This window comes from Verrucomicrobium spinosum DSM 4136 = JCM 18804 (genome assembly GCF_000172155.1).
Classification (GTDB): domain Bacteria; phylum Verrucomicrobiota; class Verrucomicrobiia; order Verrucomicrobiales; family Verrucomicrobiaceae; genus Verrucomicrobium; species Verrucomicrobium spinosum.
Genome location: NZ_ABIZ01000001.1, coordinates 5,724,813 through 5,741,179, shown reverse-complemented (window position 1 = coordinate 5,741,179; position 16,367 = coordinate 5,724,813). Strand labels below are relative to the sequence as shown.

The following is a 16,367-nucleotide window of genomic DNA, read 5'->3' as shown; positions in this document are numbered from 1 at the left end:
TCACACGCTAGGATTTATGAAAATCGGACTATTCGCCGCTCTAAAACACCGCCGGAAAGGCGTGGCGTTGATCACCGTCTTGGGGGTGTTGGCGCTCATCACCATCCTGATGTTGGCGATGTTTTCGACGTCGGAAACGGAGTTTAGATCCACTCAAAAATACAACTCGGCCCAGTCGGCCAAGCAGCTTTCTGACGCTGCGGTCGCCATTGTGCAGGCCCAAATCCAGAATGGGCAGAACACCGCCACGGGATCGGCCCGGACCACTCATGCAACTCAGCCAGGAGCGGTTCGTGTGTACAGTGCAACGGGAGCTTTCTCCAAGTTGTTGAAATTGTACTCCAGCTCGAGAATGGTGGAAACCTCCTCGGACACCGACGAAACAGCAGTGGCAAACAATGCGTTGCCACCCGCTGCGTGGGACAGTGCCGCCAATGCGGCACGATATGTGGACATGAATGCCCCAGTGGTGCGCGCTCCTTTGGCGGCAACTCCGGGAGGGCGGCCATCCATCTATTTCCCAATCATTGATCCCCGTGCGGCTCACAATTACATGGGGGCGGCTGGGGCTCGTCCCACGACAGAAGTGGAGGGGTTTTCTTACTCGAATGGCCCGCTGACCGCGTCTGGGGCTGGCACGATCAATGGTGTGGTAATGCCCGGTGGCACGGATCCTGACCTCATGCGCCTACCGATGCCCGTTGAGTGGATTTACATGCTTCAAGACGGCAGCTTTGGCACGCTCGATGCCTCCAACAATTTCGTGCCGGCCATTGCAAACAACAACCCTACAGCGGACAATCCCATCGTAGGTCGAATTGCTTTCTGGACGGATGACGAGTCCAGCAAGATCAACGTTAACACCGCATCGGAGCCTACCTTCACCGGTCCCATTTACTACTATCACGAGCGCAACAGGAAATGGGCTCACTATCCCGCGCTTGCTGGCGAGTACCAGCGGTATCCTGGGCACCCGGCCACGGTCGCATTGAGTGCCGTCTTGGCTCCAGGCTATCTATTGGATCCGATTCCGACCGCCTCTGGTGGAACGGTCAATCTTGATGGAATGAACATCAATGATGTCGTATCCATCAAGGAACAGATTTACGGGTTGGCTCCCAAGATCAGCGCTGGGGGATCGATGGGGGGGACGAAGTCGTACGTGAAGGATGACTTCGATCCTGCAAACATCGTCGCCACTCCCATTGACATCGCCGGTACAGGTTCTGAACGCTTGTATGCCAGCGTCGATGAAATGCTGTTTCGCGAGGGCTACAATTCCGTTACCAAACAACGTCCCGCCAGTGAATTAACTCTTCCTGGCACCGGGGGGAAAAAGATCTTTGATCGCGAAACCCTTGAGCGTTCCCGATTCTTCCTTACCGCGCAAAGTCGTGCACCGGAATTCAGCATTCATGGCCTCCCTCGTATTGCAGTGTGGCCAATCGCAGATGAGTCAAGGGGCAAAGAGCGTCGTACAAACTTTGACAATCTGATCGCTCTCTGTGCAACGCTTCGCAATGCCCAATCTGGGACGTCAGTTGCCAACAGCTACTTCTTCCGAAGGGCAAACTCATCCCACCAGTACTACGATGTAAAAGGCAGCGTAGCTGGCCTGCCGTCGTCTACTGGACTAGCTAGGAACACTGAACTTCTCAACTATCTTGAGAAACAAATGACCTCCCTTAGCTATCCGAGAACGAGTGAGACTAACAGCACGATGGGAAACTTTGTCGCCAAATACGGCGTCGACAACGTTCGTCAGTTGGCAATTCAGTTCTTCGACTATGTGCGGATGACCAATTTGTACGATGGCATTTTGGCGCGTTCCAATGATGGTATGGCTGCCGTTGTGAACGGGAGTGTTCTCACTGGCGAAGCTTTGTATACGGTTGCTGATACTGCTAGGCGGGCTGCTTTAGGAAATGCTGCTGGAGGGTACAATACTTACACCGAAACTCGCGTTCAACCGGCGGCTGTTTCAGGAGGAAATCAAACCCGATCAGATGACACTTCTGTATTGCCTGGGCACGGGCAAGTTGCTCCTGCGGTTTGGGTTAAAGGTGGCAAGGAGTACATGGGTATGGGCCGCATGTTCACGCTTTCTGAAGCTGGGCTTCATATCATCTGCACTGCTGACGGTGAAAATGATGATTTCTCGGTGAACTACAACGGGGTCATCAGCGGTGGCAAGTCGGCCATGAAAATCGAAGATGGCGTCATGCCCAATGCCCAGAACACTCACATCGGATTGCGGTCCAACGGGTACAATGAATTGAATGTTCCCAACAACGCTGGCACTTATAGCAATCAGTTGCGGTGGTATTCCAACTTTCCTCCCCTGCGAGGTGCGCCTCCGTTTGGAACAATCTTTGCCAAGTATGGGGTGAATCCAGCCAGTACCGACTTCCATCCTATTCGGCACCCAGGTTTCCGCCCTGAATTTTGGAACCTCTCGCTGGCTCCCAATACTCCATTGGCAACGGATGAAAAACGGATTCAGGCAATGTTGACATTAGAGGCCTTCTGTCCAGCATTGGGTTGGACGAAGTTCTACCCGGAGTTCACCTTCGTGATTGACTCTGCTTTCATTCGCGGCATCAAGATCAACGGTCAATCCCTGTTCCAGAACACGTCAAACTTTTCGCTGAAGTCGAACGGGAACATTTACGAGCAGGACAACACCTACTCTGTTGGGGGGCATGCCCCGCCGCGGGTGATTTCGGGTGGACGGAGGATCAGAGCCATCACGGCTGCGGGAACGCAAATGCCAAGCGACCCTGATTTTTCCTCGGATCCGGATAGCGTTTCCCGCTACCACACCAATCTTTCGAACATGAACTTTGTGAGCGACTTCATCACGGTGAAGCGTAATACGCCACTTACGATCACATTCCCTGATCCCAACGTTACCCCGCTTGTTGTCGAAGTTTGGAATACGCATGACCTTCAAAATCCACAAAAGTCAGCGATCCAAAAGATCAAAATCGGATTTCCCAATGCGCCGCTGACCACTCCTGTTCCCGATCTGGCGTGTGCAGATGGAGGCCAATCTCAAAACCTCTTTTATAAATTGTCCCAGGATGGAAGTGGGCGGTGGGTCTATTCACGTGCCCAACAGGGCCCCCATTGGTGGGCTTTCAACTATGCGGGCGTGGTGGATCGCTATCAGAGACTCAAGCCATCAGAAGAGTATCCGAACGGCCCCTTCTGGGAAAACGCGCAGACACCGTCCCTTCAGACCAATGACTATTTGAAGTCAGCCCAACATCAGATCGTTCGTGGCCGATTGGATACGAATGGCGATGTCAGTTCTCCCCCTGCGAATTCTTATTCAACGGGCTTGGGACTTGCCCCTCCGGCGCCATACAATAACTCGGACGTTCAGAGGACCATGATTCCTGCCGATGGGGACTATCGAATCGTGGCGGCACGGAAAGAACCCACCATGAATCTCTGGCAGCCACACCCCATGTGGGATCGCACTGACCTTAGGGTTGCTCACAATTTCACGAGTTTCCATGGCACTTATGAGGCGGGTTATAAAGTGGCCAAGGATCCTGCGAATCCGCAGCCATTAGCGACTGATGGGACTCCAACCTACAACACTAGGTCGCTTGCTCTACAACTAGTGGCCGGCATCAACTATGCTGATGGCATGCAGCCGGACATTCCCGGCTCGGCGGCTTCGGCAACGGTTGCCAACAGCTTTGCTGATTTTGATGCTGGAATAGGCAACGCCCGTGAAGGCGCGTACATCAACAAACCTGATGAAGGTAACTATTTCGCCGGGAGTTTTAATCGCAACAACATCACAAAATTCTACCGTTCGGGCTACTTTTACGAATCCTGGCGCCAGACCGATGACTGGCGTACGGGAATCTTCATGACGCCAAACCGGATGATCTCGTCCCCCGTCATGTTTGGCTCTCTGCCGACAGCGGTGTGGCCCGGAATGACGGTGCCTGGAAGCAAGGGGCTTGATCCAGCGGTGCCCCATCCGTGGCAGACGCTGCTGTTCCGCCCCTACGTGAAGAACGTCACCACAGCCAAAGACATCCATCCTGGGGCACGCAATCCACGGGACCATTACCTGCTTGATCTGTTCTTCATGCCAGTGGTGGAGCCGTATGCCATCAGTGAACCGCTCTCTCAGGCTGGCAGGATCAATTTGAACTACCAGATTCTTCCGTTTACCCACATCAAACGTGCCACCGGATTGCATGCTCTGATGAAGGGCGAGTTCCTCACGGCAATCCCGAATACGGAAATTAATAACAACTATCTGGCCAAGGGCTTCAAGACCAGCAACTTCACCAATACGGCTGGGGACATCTACTGGGCAGACTCCGACGGCAAATACTGGCACCGCCCCATTGATGTGGAGAAGACGCTTCTCCAATTCCAGGAGCGTTTCAAAGGACAATCGGCTGCCACCAACCAGAAGGGGCTCTTCCGCGCTGCCAGCCAGATTTGCGAAGTGTTCCTCATTCCCAAGACGGGGCTTGCGGCAAACGATCCCCTTGCTGCTGGTTACTTCACGGGAGCGACTTCGGAATCCCAGCGCAAGACCTTGATGCAGGCCTTCTGGCAATCGCATGCTGCCACTGGCGAAAATGTTCGCGAGGGTCCCTATTCGAACCTGTACGCTCGCATCACCACGCGCAGCAATACGTTCCGGGTTCATGTGCGGTCTCAAGTCATTAAGAAGGCTCGTTCCACGGCACCGGGTACGTTTGATGTCGAAAGAGACGCTGTCCTAAGCGAATATCGTGGATCGACTTTGATCGAACGGTTCATTGATCCGACCGACACGAGTAAGCCTCTTCCGGACTACGCTGCATCCAGTGATCCTCTGAATGAGCTCCCGTTGGATACGTTCTACCAGTTCCGTGCGCTCGAATCGAAGCGTTTTGCTCCTTAAGTGTGACCCCCCCCCGAATCTTCAGACATACTGCCATGAAATCTTCTGTCAAACTCCCTAAAAAATGGTTGGGTTTCTCCTTGGTCGAGGTGACGCTCGCCATGGGGATCGCTTCCCTTGGACTTCTTACGATCCTGGGGCTCATGCCTCAGGGGTTGGAGATGTCGAGAAAGACCGGTCAGATCGTCTCTGAACGTCACTTGGTCGAGCAAATCATCCGGAACTTGGAACAGACATCCTGGAATCTCGTCACCGTTGGGGATTCAATGAAATATTACGACGATCAGGGTGTGGAGATGGAGAGTGCCAATGAGCTTGGTCGCACTTTCTCCGCCAAGATCGAGGTTGCTTCTACCAACCTCCGGATGCCTGGTGCCAAGACGGACGAAACCGCACTTAAAAAGGTGACCATCAAGGTGACCAGTTCTCAGCAGCGCAATTTCGATTTCTCTGAGCCCAACAGCCGTAACTATCGGACGTTTGTGCAATACATCGCAAAGGGGAGATAGAACATGATGACGATGTGCCAATTACATTCTATTCCATCCAGTGGAGGAAGGCGGATCTTCAGGAGGCGGCTGCCAGGTTTCACCCTGGTCGAGTTGCTGGTGTCGATGACCATCCTGGCCATTTTGATGACCTTGGTGGCCAATGTGCTCTCCATGGTGCAGAAGACCTGGGTGCGGACTAGTTCGCGCGTGTCGCAATTTCGCGAAGCCCGGGCAGCCTTCGATACAATGTCGAGGAATTTGGGGCAGGCCACTTTAAATGCGTACTGGCAGAACGGCTTCAACCAGTTGACCAGCGATATCATTGGTGAAGCCCGTCGGGAGGCGGTTTCCTATGTCCGCAAGTCCGAGTTGCAATTTGTTTGTGGACGCACTGACGGCTTGTTTAACACCGGTGCCACTGCATCCAACTATCCTGGTTTTGGGGTCTTTTTTCAGGCGCCCCTGGGAGTGACCAACTTCAATCCAACTGCCGATGGGGTGACCCAGGCGGACACGGCGAACATGGTGAACCTCCTTTGTGGTCGTGGGTACTTTGTCAGTTGGGGAGACGACAGTGCGTTTCGTCCAGCGATCCTGGCAGGGGTGACGACGGTCAGACCCCGCTTCCGCTATCGTCTGATGGAGTACGCTCCACCGGCTGAAGCGAATAGAATTTATGATGCGGACCTTCGCCCGATCGTTCCTGACTTCGGCGACACCACGGCCGCTTCGGTCAACCACTCAAAAGAATGGTTCCAGGATGCCATTTCTAATACTGCCACCACGGGTGACGCTGCAACAGGGCATGGTTATACCCGGCCTGTGGCCGACAATGTCATCGCCCTGATCATCTCTCCAATAGTGGAAGGAAACAATGCTGGCAACAGGGCTCCGACCTGGATTGCTCCCAACTATGAGTTCGATTCTACTGCGGTCGCCAATACTGGAGCTGGACTTGGGCCGCAAGGCACGCAGCATCAATTGCCTCCCGCGTTGAAACTCACGCTGGTCGCCATAGATCAGCAGACCGCTGAAATCCTGGCAGAGGGTGCGGCAGGTGGCACCTCCCCCAATCTTCTCGGTTCGTCGGGTGCAGGGTTTTCCATGGCGGGTTCTTACGAAGCCGATCTGGAAACCCTGAAGACTTTCTTAACCTCCAAGCATTATAACTTCCGCGTTTTTACCACTGTGGTTTCGTTGAAGCAGGCAAAGTGGAGCCTCTAAAACTTTGCAGGTACGGGTACTATGAAGATGTCACCTTTCTTTTCATTGCCGGGGAGGCACCCCCGGAAGGCAGGTTCTCCAGCGTTTACGCTGATTGAGATGTTGCTGGTCGTTACCATCATCGCGATCCTGCTCGCCTTTGCTGGACCCTCGATTTTTGGCGCTCTCCGGGGAAATAGAATGACGGGAGCTGGTGAAAGCCTGCTAGGTGCCATGTCTGAGGCTCAGCAAACAGCGTTCAGCCAGGGCTATCCTGTTGAGGTTAGATTTTACCAGTACACTGATCCCAGTACAGGAGTGGTAGGGTTCAGAGGTTACCAGTTTTTCAAAGTGAGCAGCCCGGACGGTGCCAACACTGAACAGATCACAAAGATCAGTGAAACGGTCAAGCTTCCTGATGGAGTCTATATTTCGGCAGCTCCCTCGATGTCTCCTACTTTGGTTGGTGGTACATTTGCAGATTCGGACGCCAACTCTGGAGTTACTGGAGCGAGCTATAGTGCGATGCGGTTTCTCCCAGATGGAACATGTAAAGCGGTCGCCAGCGCGGCTGGAGGAATTGCTGCGCTCCAGTACCAGACGTTGCCCAATAGCTTCTTTACCCTCGTAGAGGACACCAATACCGCGGCAGCAGCACTGCCGGACAACTTCTACATTATCCAAACCGATCCGTTCACTGGAAAGTCACGATCCTACCGCCCGGGATTCTGATGCTCATCCGGAACGGGTGACTTGCATTTTGGGAGCGCTTCAGATATTGGTTCGCGAGGGAGACTGTTGCCCCCGGCCTCCTCCTGTGATTTGATGAAGGCCTTTCACGGCCGATGATCTCCTGGTTTGCCCGCAATCACGTCGCTGCCAACCTCCTCATGCTCGCGGTGGTGGCGGCGGGGGCTTGGACGTTGTTTTCCGGGAAGATCCCGTTGGAGGTGTTTCCGGACGTGCCGTCCCGGATGCTCTCCGTAAGCGTGCCCTATCCGGGCTCCACTCCGGAGGAGGTGGAGGAAATGATCGTACTGAAGATCGAGGAAGCGATCCAGCAGGTTCAGGGCATCAAGCATATCAACTCCACGGCGAGTTCCAGCGGGGCGAATATCAGCATTGAGGTGGAGGAGGGGAGCGATCCCCGGCAAGTGCTGGAGGATGTGAAGATTCGGGTGGATGCGGTGCCTCAGTTTCCAGAGGAGGCTGAAAAGCCCGTCGTGCAGCTCGATGACTGGTTTATGTCTGTCATCACGGTGGTCATCTCAGCGGAGATGGCGGATCGGGACCTCCGCAGATTGGGGGAACAGGTGCGGGATGAAGTAGGGGCTCTACCAGGCATCTCACACGTCTCCTTGGGCGGGATCCGGCCCTTGGAAATCAGCATGGAGATCCCCGAGGCAACCCTACGGAAGTACGGGCTGACCCTGGAGTCCATCAGCCGGGCCATTCAGAGTGCCGCTATCGACTTGCCGGCTGGAGTGGTCCAGACCGAGTCTGGCGACGTGGCCATTCGCACGCGAGGGCGAGCCTACAGCGGTGACGACTATGCGAAGGTGGTCGTGTTGACGCGGGAGGACGGCACCAAACTGACGCTTGGGGACATCGCCATGATCGAAGATGGGTTCAATGAAAACCCGCTGATCGCCCGCTTGAACGGCAAGAAGTGCGTCGTCGTCAATGTCATGCGGGAAGGGTCGCAGAACGCGATCAAGATCGCCGATGATGTCAAAGGCTACATTGAAGCCGCCCGCAGCAAGTTGCCAGATGGCGTCACCATCGAGTACTGGAACGACAGATCCAAAATCGTCAAAGGACGCATCGACCTCCTGCTGGGCAACGCCCAGAGCTCACTGATCCTGGTGTTCCTTTGCATTGGTCTTTTTCTGCGGCTGGACTCGGTCATCTGGGTGGCGTTGGGGCTTCCGGTTGCCTTCCTGGGGGCCTTCGCCCTCATGCCTTGGCTAGGGATCACCATCAACACCGCCACGCTGTTCGGGTTCATCCTCGTGCTCGGGATTGTCGTCGATGACGCCATTGTCATCAGCGAGCACGTGGACAAGCTGCAGCGACAGGGGCTGCCGCCTCTCCAGGCCGCCATTGAGGGGACCCGAAGGATGGCCGTTCCCATCACCTTTGGGGTGCTCACCACCGTGATGGCCTTCCTGCCCATGGTGTTCGAGAAAGGGGACTGGGCCCGCATGTTTCAGCCCATTGCGCTCGTCTTCGTCACCGTCATGCTGATCGCACTGGTGGAGACCAAGATCATTCTGCCGGCTCACCTGGCTCATCCCTTCATGGAACCGGTGATGAAGCATCTGGCTCCGTTTTACAACTTCACCGACGGCTGTTTGCAGTGGGTCATCACCCGTCTCTACCGGCCTTCCATTCGGTGGAGCCTGGACCACCGCTACACAGTGCTGGCCATCTTCTTTGGGGGTCTGTTGCTCCTATGTGGCTTCTTCTTCGGCGGACGCATCCTTTTCGTCAAGTTTCCCAGGATCGATAGCGAGCGCATCGAGGCCCGGCTCACCATGCTCGATGGCACGCCCTTCGAGGTGACCGACCGCCACATTGCGAGGATCTATGAAATTGGCGAACAGCTCCGCCGGGAATACGTGGGGCCGGATGGCAGGCCGGTCATCCGCCACATCCTTGCCACCACCGGAACCACACGGCTGACCGGCAGCACCGGAGGCAGTGGCGGAGTGTCGCATCTGGGTGAGGTGAACATGGAGTGCTATGGCCCCGAAGAACGCAGTCTCAAGATCCGGACGCCCGATATCGCCAACGAGTGGCGTCGGCGCATCGGCCAGATTGTCGGGGCAGAAGAGCTCAACTTCAGGGCGGAAATTCTGCGCAGCGGTGACCCCATCGACGTCCAGCTTTCCGGCACCAATCCCCAGGAGCTTCTCGCCCTGTCCAGCCAGATCAAAGACAAGCTGGGGCAGTATCGCGGAGTTTTTGACATTGCCGACTCCCTTGATTCCGGTCGCAATGAAATCCAGCTCCGCCTCAAGCCCGAGGCCCGCCAGTTTGGGGTGACGGTCAACGATCTGGCTCGTCAGGTGCGGCAGGCGTTTTACGGGTTCGAGGTGCAGCGTATCCAGAGGGGACGCAATGAAGTGAAAGTCATGGTCCGCTCTCCACGGAACGAGCGTCGTAATCTGGCCACGCTCGATACCATGCGGGTCCGTCTTGCGGATGGGCTGGAGCTGCCATTCTCCAGTGTGGCCGAGATCAAGGTGGACAAGAGTTTTACGAGCATCCGCCGGGTGGACCGCCGCAGGGCGCTGAATGTGACGGCGGATGTGGACAAGTCCAGCACGGACGTGGCTGTCGTGCGGGCGGGGCTTTCCGAGTATCTCAACGAGCTCATGGCCGCACATCCGCACGTGCACTGGAGTTTTGAGGGGGAGGCGAGGTCTGAGCGGGAATCCGCTTCCGCGGGCTGGATGGCTCTCATCACGGTAGGACTGGGGCTTTATGCGATGATGGCCATCCCGTTCAAGTCCTATACCCAGCCACTCATTGTCTTGTTGGTCATCCCCTTTGGCGTAGTAGGGGCCGTGCTGGGGCACTTGTTCCATGGCATGCCGGTCAGCATGATGAGTCTCTTTGGCATGCTCGCAGTGTCCGGTGTGATCGTGAATGACACGCTGGTGCTGGTGGATGAAATCAACTCCCAGCGCGACGAGACAGGGGACCTCGAAATGGCCGCCCGGGAAGGTGGCGCAGCACGATTCCGCGCCATCCTGCTTACTCAGATCACCACCTTCTTCGGGCTTGTCCCGCTCATTTTCGACAACAGCCCGCAGAGCACCCACAATCAGTTCCTTCTGCCGGTGTCGGTAGCGATGGGCTATGGCAGCCTCTTCGCCACGGTGATTACCCTCTACTTGGTGCCTCTGAGCTACCTGGCGGTGGATGATCTGCTGGGGCTTTTCAGGAAACAACCCCGCAAGGCCGCGACCATCGCTTCTCCGGATGACAACGGGGCAGTTGTGAGAGCGTGACAGGACCGGGGCGTTTTCCGCCCCGCCCGCCGATGACCAACTGGGCTCTTACTTCAGCGTCTTGATGTAGAGGACGAGCGATTCGATCTGTGAATCGTTCAAGATCCCCGCATAAATGGGCATCCCGGCGTCGAATTTCTCAAAGCCCTTCACCACCTTGGCGCTGGGGTTGAGGATAGACTCACGGAGATAGGCTTCATCGGCGAGGGTTTTGTTGCCATCCTTGAGCATCCGGTCGCTGCCGAAGAGCCCCTTCCAGCTAGGACCAACCTTGCCCACCACGCTGCCATCCGTCGAGTGACAGGCCATGCAGCCGATCATTTGGTACAGTTTGAAGCCTTCCTCCACCGTGGGCTTGGCAGCTTCCACCACTACAGCCTTCCGCGGAGTGAGGTCCACCGTGAGCGGCTCGAACCCTTCTTTCTCGGGCTCAAACTTGGTGAGCTCATAGGGGGTGTAGTAGGCGTTGTTGTGCGCCTCCAGACCCTCACTGTCCTTGATGCCCCAGCCCGTGCGCATCTGCATGACCGGCTTCATGTCAGGGATCCCGACGAACACGGATTTACCGTCCTTGGAAAGATAGGCGCTGCTCGGCACCATCCATTCCTGGCCAGGGGAGCCATCGAGCTTCAGGTGGGGGGACCCGTAGTCAAAGGTGCGTTTGTAGTTCCAACGCTCCACGCTGTAGCTGGCAGGATCGGTGGCCGACTTCGGATCCAGTGCTTCATTGAACCTGAGTAGCACGCCTTTGTCCATGGGCACGAGGCCCGTCAGCAGCACCCGGCGACCACCCGTGTAATGGATGCGGGCCAGCCCGCTGATTCGCTTGGCGGTGGTGCCCCAGATCTGGAAGCCTGTCACATAGAGCTGGCCGTCCGCCGGATTCACTGCGCCGTTTAGCGGTGAGAAGTCCAGGTCCTGGGTGAAGGGGACCACCGCGGCCTGTGGCTTTGGAGCCCGGTCATTCATCAGCACGCGGAAAAGCTCCGGCCGATTGTAGCCGATGTGGATCATCTCATCATTCAGCGTGCCCATCTTGGCATCTACCACCCAAGTCTGCGTCACCGCACTGGCATTGACCGGGTGGGGGATCCACGTCAGGGGATCAGCAATGGCTGCCGGGTACTGCTCCTTGGGAGCGATGGTGGGCAGGTGACCATAGAACTGGTCATCCCTGATGATCTGAAGCGGGGTGGAGGGCACATAGTTGCCCTGTTGGTCACTGGCAGTGACAAGCCCCGTCTTCGGATGCACCCCAATGAAAGGCTGGCGCAGCCCATGGCCCAGTATCTCGAAGGACTTCCCATCCGGCGAGATGCGGATCACCGTCCCGTTGTGCTTGCCATAGGTGGTGCCCTCCTGGCCGCCCTTGCTGATCACAAAGGAGCCATCTGGAGCCAGTTTCATGCTGTTGGGGAACTCACGAGTCTCCGCAGTCTGGCCGAAGAGATCGCAGAACATCTCATACTGGTCTGCCACCTTGTCTCCATTCGTGTCGCGCAGTTTCCAGATGCCGTTGCGGTCGAAGACAAAAAGCTCGCCCTTGCGCACGACCAGGCTCATGGGCTCATGCAGGCCGGAGGCGTAGCGCTTCCAGGTCACCGTTTTGAGATCGCCCTTGAGGCCAGAGACCAGCCACACATCGCCATCCATCGTCACCGCCGCCGCGTTACCTTGATCGTCCAGGAAGGCCAGGTCCGCCACGCGGACATTGCGCTTCCATGGATTGGGATTGGGAAGCGGGATGTCCTCGATGGCATAGGCATCCTTGGTGTTGGGATCGACTTTGCCGGAGGTGGTGACGGCCTCGGTCCACCTGGTTGCCTTTGGGATTTCGAAAGTGACATCAGGCGTTCCCGCTGGCGTCATCTCCGGCACAGTCATTTTTACGCCCAAGCAGTTGCGGACGAGCAGCTTTACCGGGGACTGGCTTGCGGGCAGCGTGATGAAGTTGATGCCGTCCTGGTTCGAGTGTTGGACGCTGCCATTTCCCTGCACCGAGGCAGAGAGCCTGGTCTCACGCCCCCAACCCGCTACGAGCGTCAAAGGTTGATCGTGTGCTGGCACATAGAAATGCCGTTCCACTTGTGTCTGGTCACCGCTGCGTCGGGAGGTGATCCACTCCTTCAGCTCCACGCCCCCTACGACGTATTTCAACACCGGACCGGGATCGCTCAGTTCGATTCCCAGAAACCGGCCCATTGAGTTGTCCAGCGGACCGCGGCCCACCTCTTCGGGAGAGTTCGTGGGGGATCGGGGATCCTTAAGGTCTGCCTTGCTCCCCACCTGCCATCCGGGGTAGATGCCATTGGCCACCCAGGGCTTGCCAATGGGCTTGACCAGATCCTCCTGCCCGTCCTTCGTTTTCTGGCCTGCCAGATGGTAGGAGCCGGTGGACAGGGCGTTTTGGGTCATCGGCGGTTTGCCCTCTTCACCCTGCCAGATCAGCGCCATGCGTAGGAGGTCCGTATCGAAGCAAGCCCAGGTGTTGCCGCCGAGGTTCAACACGATGCCGCGCGGTGTGAGATTGTTATTCGGCCAGCCTTCGCCCAGCTCCCTTGCATCCAGCACCGTGGAAAAGAACGGGAAGTCCGCTTCGACCCAATCCCCATAGCCAGATGCCATACGGGCGGTCAACAGGGCTTTTTCCTTCTGCGAACTGGCCTTGGCGGCGGCATCCGCCTTCTCCTGCTCCTTGTCCTTGGCGCAGGAGACCGACGCCAGTGAGGCGAGCAGAGTGGTGAAAAATGCAGTCTTCAGGATCATGGTAGCCATTGAGTACGTGTGAATGGGAGCGCTCCTTCAGGCAACGGAGATTCTCCAGCGTGTGCAAATGTCTCCAGAGTGTAAATGGTTAAAGGTTGCGCCCCCGTCCGACGTTTGATGTGATCAACTCTCCACCGTTGCTTTAGTCTGGCCTGCCTTCATTTCCTTCCCTTTGTCGCCATGAACCGCTCGTTGCTGCTCCCGCTCATCACCCTTTCTGCCGTGACCTTTTCCTCCGTGGGGATTCGGGCCGAGGAATGGTCCCGTTTCCGCGGTCCCAACGGCAGCGGCGTTGCCGATGTGGGCAACCTTCCCGCCACCTTTGAGGGGGCCAACACGGCCTGGAAGGTTGCGGTGGGCCCGGGGTGGTCATCTCCCGTGTTGTGGAAGGACAAGGTCATCCTCACAGCCGAGACTGGCGAAGGGAAGCGGGCAGTCGAGTGCCTCAATGCCTCGGATGGCTCCGTGGCCTGGAAGTTCGAGGTTCCTTACCACCCCCACAAACAGCACAAGTTTAATGCTTTCGCCTCCTCCACCCCGTTTGTGGATGCGGAGCGCATCTATGTAAACTGGACGAATGGTGATGCGGTGGAGGCGCTCGCGCTGGATCACCAGGGGAAGCTCCTCTGGAGAAAGGAGAATCTCGCACCTTATGTTCATGAGCACGGCTCTGGGGCTTCCGCCGTGGTTGCTGACGGTGTGATGCTGGTCCGTTGCGAATCAGAGCTTCCAGAAGGCGAAGGCGGGGGCACCAGCTGCCTGCTGGGGCTGGATATCGCCACAGGCAACACCAAGTGGAAGCTGCCGTTGCCCAACAGCAAGAATCCCTACAGCACCCCTCTTGTGCGGAAGACCGCCAAAGGGAGTGAATTCATCATGGCCGACACCACCAGCGGATTCTTTGGCGTGGACGCTGCCACTGGCAAGATGACCTGGCAGCACAATCCCGGTTTTACCCAGCGCAGTGTGGGGTCGTTTGCGTATGCCAAGGACATCATCTTCGGCACGATGGGGTCCGGGGGCGGTGGCAAGGAATCGGCCGTGCTCAAGCTCGGGGCTGACAAGCCGACGGAACTGTACCGCCTTGTCATGGGAATTCCCTATGTGCCCACCCCCTTGGTGGTTGGAGACCTCATGTACCTTCTCGGCGACGGTGGCATCTTGAAGTGCGTCAAGCTGGAGACGGGGGAGGAAGTGTACAACGAGCGTGTCATCGGTACCCAAGGCCGCAGCACCAAGTATTTCTCCAGCCCCGTCGCAGCAGACGGCAAAATCTACTGTAGCTCCCAAACCGGAGACGTCGTGGTGGTGAAGGCCGGGCCCCAGTTTGAGATCCTGGCCACCAACAAGCTCGACGGGCCAATCAACGCCACGCCAGCCATCGGGCATGGCCGGGTGTATGTTCGCACCGACACTTCCCTCTGGGCACTCGGGGCCAAGACCGTCGCTGTGCCCTGAGTGAGGGAGCTCCAGTCTAGTTGGAGCGGGTGGTGATCCGGATCTTGTTGTCCGGACCGGTCACCGCCACGAACCCTGTGGCCTGCGGGCGTCTGGCCAGCAGCCACAGCAGTCCTGCGACCACCGCGTAAACGATCGCAAACTCCGGGGCTGCGAACCACCCGAAGTTATTCTCCACTCCGCCAGGAGTCAGCTTGTAGGCGTGCATGAGGCCTATTGCGGAGAGCACCGCTGCTGCCAGCATCCATGCGGCAGCCTGGCGGTACTTTCGGTCGATGACAAAGACGATCACGGCGGCGTAAATGATGGATGTCACGATGAAGCCCTGGCTCAAAGCAATGACTCCCCGGATGTGCAGCGCGGAGCCGAACTGATCTACGGTTTCATAGAGTGTCTTGCCCGCCACGCGGAGAGTCTCCTGGACCTGCACCAGCAACCAGGCAGCAAGAGAGGGGGCGAGACCCGCCGCCACTGCCACCGCATGGTGGCTGGGGCTTGCCTGGAAGGCCTGAGCGGTGATCACCAGACCGATCCAGAGCAGGATCCCCAGGGTCACCTCCAGCGGAACAAAACGGAGCACTTCCCCCACTGCACCCACCAGCGCGATGACACAGATGACCACCCCGTTGAGCCAGGAGTAGCTCCAGCGCGCACCCATCGCCTTCCAGCCTGGGTGGCCGATGTAGAGTGTGGTCGCGAACGGACTTCCCAGGCAGGCCGCCACGATGCTGCCGATCCCATTGGCACAGAGAGAATTGGTGGTCGAATATTGGTCGCCCGCCGCTTCGGCGCTCTCCAGGCACTGGAGTGATCCGATGATATTGAACAGGCCCATGGGGATGATCACCGAGAGGTAACCCCAACCGACCGGCGTCATCAGGAACCCAAAAAGCTCGTTCCCATACCAGAGGGGGGGATGAAATCCGAGAAGGCCGCCCTCCGCAGAGGGTGGCATGGGGAGAGCTCCAAACCCACGCAAAATCCAAGCCAGTGCCGTGCCGATCACTACTGCCACAAAGCCAGCCGGCAGACCCAGCGGCAGCTTTACCTTGCCAGCATACCCGAGAAGGATAATCAGCAAAGGGAGCATACCCAGAGCCGGATTCGCGAAGGCTTGAAAGACAAATCCCATGGCGATGAAGGTGATGGCAATACCTGCCAGGGTGGACAGCAAAGCTGCCCGCGGCGTGTGTTGGCGCAACCAGCCGCCGAAAGCCGCCGCCATCAACTCCATGATCCCGCTCACGAAACAGGCCAGCAGGCCTGCCTTCCAGGCCAAGCTGGCGTCTTGCGTTTGCCGGTAAACGGGAGCCATGATGAAGATGATGTAAGCAATCAGGCTCACCGTATTGATGCCGTAGGGCATCGCTGTCACATCACTCCGGTTTTCCTTCTTCGCGAGCAGCCACGCCTGGACCGCGAAGAAGATGTTTCCGACCAGAATCGAGATCGCTGCCCCTGGTAGGATCTTGGTTGTCACATCAGCGGCAGACATCCCGCAAAACA

Annotated in this window: 8 protein-coding genes; 6 read left to right on the top strand and 2 right to left on the bottom strand. The window is 57.2% G+C overall.

What is annotated here, in order from left to right; all coding sequences use genetic code 11:
* Positions 1–16 precede the first annotated feature (16 nt).
* From vccA to VSP_RS37040, 5 genes are all read left to right on the top strand, one after another.
* Positions 17–4,924, top strand: coding sequence for a Verru_Chthon cassette protein A (gene vccA / locus VSP_RS23390; protein WP_009963741.1), 4,908 nt, complete (start codon positions 17–19; stop codon positions 4,922–4,924).
* Positions 4,925–4,959: 35 nt separating this feature from the next.
* Positions 4,960–5,433 (top strand): Verru_Chthon cassette protein B, encoded by a 474-nt coding sequence (gene vccB, locus VSP_RS23385; RefSeq protein WP_009963740.1) that lies wholly within the window; start codon positions 4,960–4,962, stop codon positions 5,431–5,433.
* A 3-nt stretch (positions 5,434–5,436) separates the two neighbouring features.
* Complete coding sequence (vccC, locus tag VSP_RS23380; protein ID WP_081452679.1) at positions 5,437–6,639, top strand: Verru_Chthon cassette protein C; 1,203 nt, start codon at positions 5,437–5,439, stop codon at positions 6,637–6,639.
* Positions 6,640–6,660: 21 nt separating this feature from the next.
* Entirely contained in the window at positions 6,661–7,350 is a 690-nt protein-coding gene (gene vccD / locus VSP_RS23375) for a Verru_Chthon cassette protein D (protein ID WP_009963737.1), read from the top strand.
* 113 nt (positions 7,351–7,463) lie between these two features.
* Positions 7,464–10,637 (top strand): efflux RND transporter permease subunit, encoded by a 3,174-nt coding sequence (locus VSP_RS37040; protein WP_009963736.1) that lies wholly within the window; start codon positions 7,464–7,466, stop codon positions 10,635–10,637.
* Positions 10,638–10,685: 48 nt separating this feature from the next.
* Here the strand turns inward: VSP_RS37040 and VSP_RS43450 are convergent, their stop codons facing one another.
* Complete coding sequence (locus VSP_RS43450; RefSeq protein WP_009963735.1) at positions 10,686–13,403, bottom strand: DUF6797 domain-containing protein; 2,718 nt, start codon at positions 13,401–13,403, stop codon at positions 10,686–10,688.
* Between the two features lie 180 nt (positions 13,404–13,583).
* On the opposite strand from VSP_RS43450, the gene VSP_RS23360 reads away from it, so the two are divergent.
* Positions 13,584–14,861, top strand: coding sequence for an outer membrane protein assembly factor BamB family protein (locus VSP_RS23360; RefSeq protein ID WP_009963734.1), 1,278 nt, complete (start codon positions 13,584–13,586; stop codon positions 14,859–14,861).
* A gap of 16 nt (positions 14,862–14,877) precedes the next feature.
* On the opposite strand, the gene VSP_RS37035 is transcribed toward VSP_RS23360, so the two are convergent.
* The gene (locus tag VSP_RS37035) at positions 14,878–16,356 is read right to left on the bottom strand and encodes a hypothetical protein (protein WP_009963733.1); all 1,479 of its coding nucleotides are present in this window, start codon (positions 16,354–16,356) and stop codon (positions 14,878–14,880) included.
* Between the last annotated feature and the right edge of the window lie 11 nt (positions 16,357–16,367).

Bases quoted from the DNA above. Each gene is read 5' to 3' on its own strand.
- vccD (WP_009963737.1), top strand. From the start codon at position 6,661: ATGAAGATGTCACCTTTCTTTTCATTGCCGGGGAGGCACCCCCGGAAG.
- VSP_RS23360 (WP_009963734.1), top strand. From the start codon at position 13,584: ATGAACCGCTCGTTGCTGCTCCCGCTCATCACCCTTTCTGCCGTGACC.
- VSP_RS37035 (WP_009963733.1), bottom strand. From the start codon at position 16,356: ATGTCTGCCGCTGATGTGACAACCAAGATCCTACCAGGGGCAGCGATC.
- vccA (WP_009963741.1), top strand. From the start codon at position 17: ATGAAAATCGGACTATTCGCCGCTCTAAAACACCGCCGGAAAGGCGTG.
- VSP_RS43450 (WP_009963735.1), bottom strand. From the start codon at position 13,403: ATGATCCTGAAGACTGCATTTTTCACCACTCTGCTCGCCTCACTGGCG.
- VSP_RS37040 (WP_009963736.1), top strand. From the start codon at position 7,464: ATGATCTCCTGGTTTGCCCGCAATCACGTCGCTGCCAACCTCCTCATG.
- vccB (WP_009963740.1), top strand. From the start codon at position 4,960: ATGAAATCTTCTGTCAAACTCCCTAAAAAATGGTTGGGTTTCTCCTTG.
- vccC (WP_081452679.1), top strand. From the start codon at position 5,437: ATGATGACGATGTGCCAATTACATTCTATTCCATCCAGTGGAGGAAGG.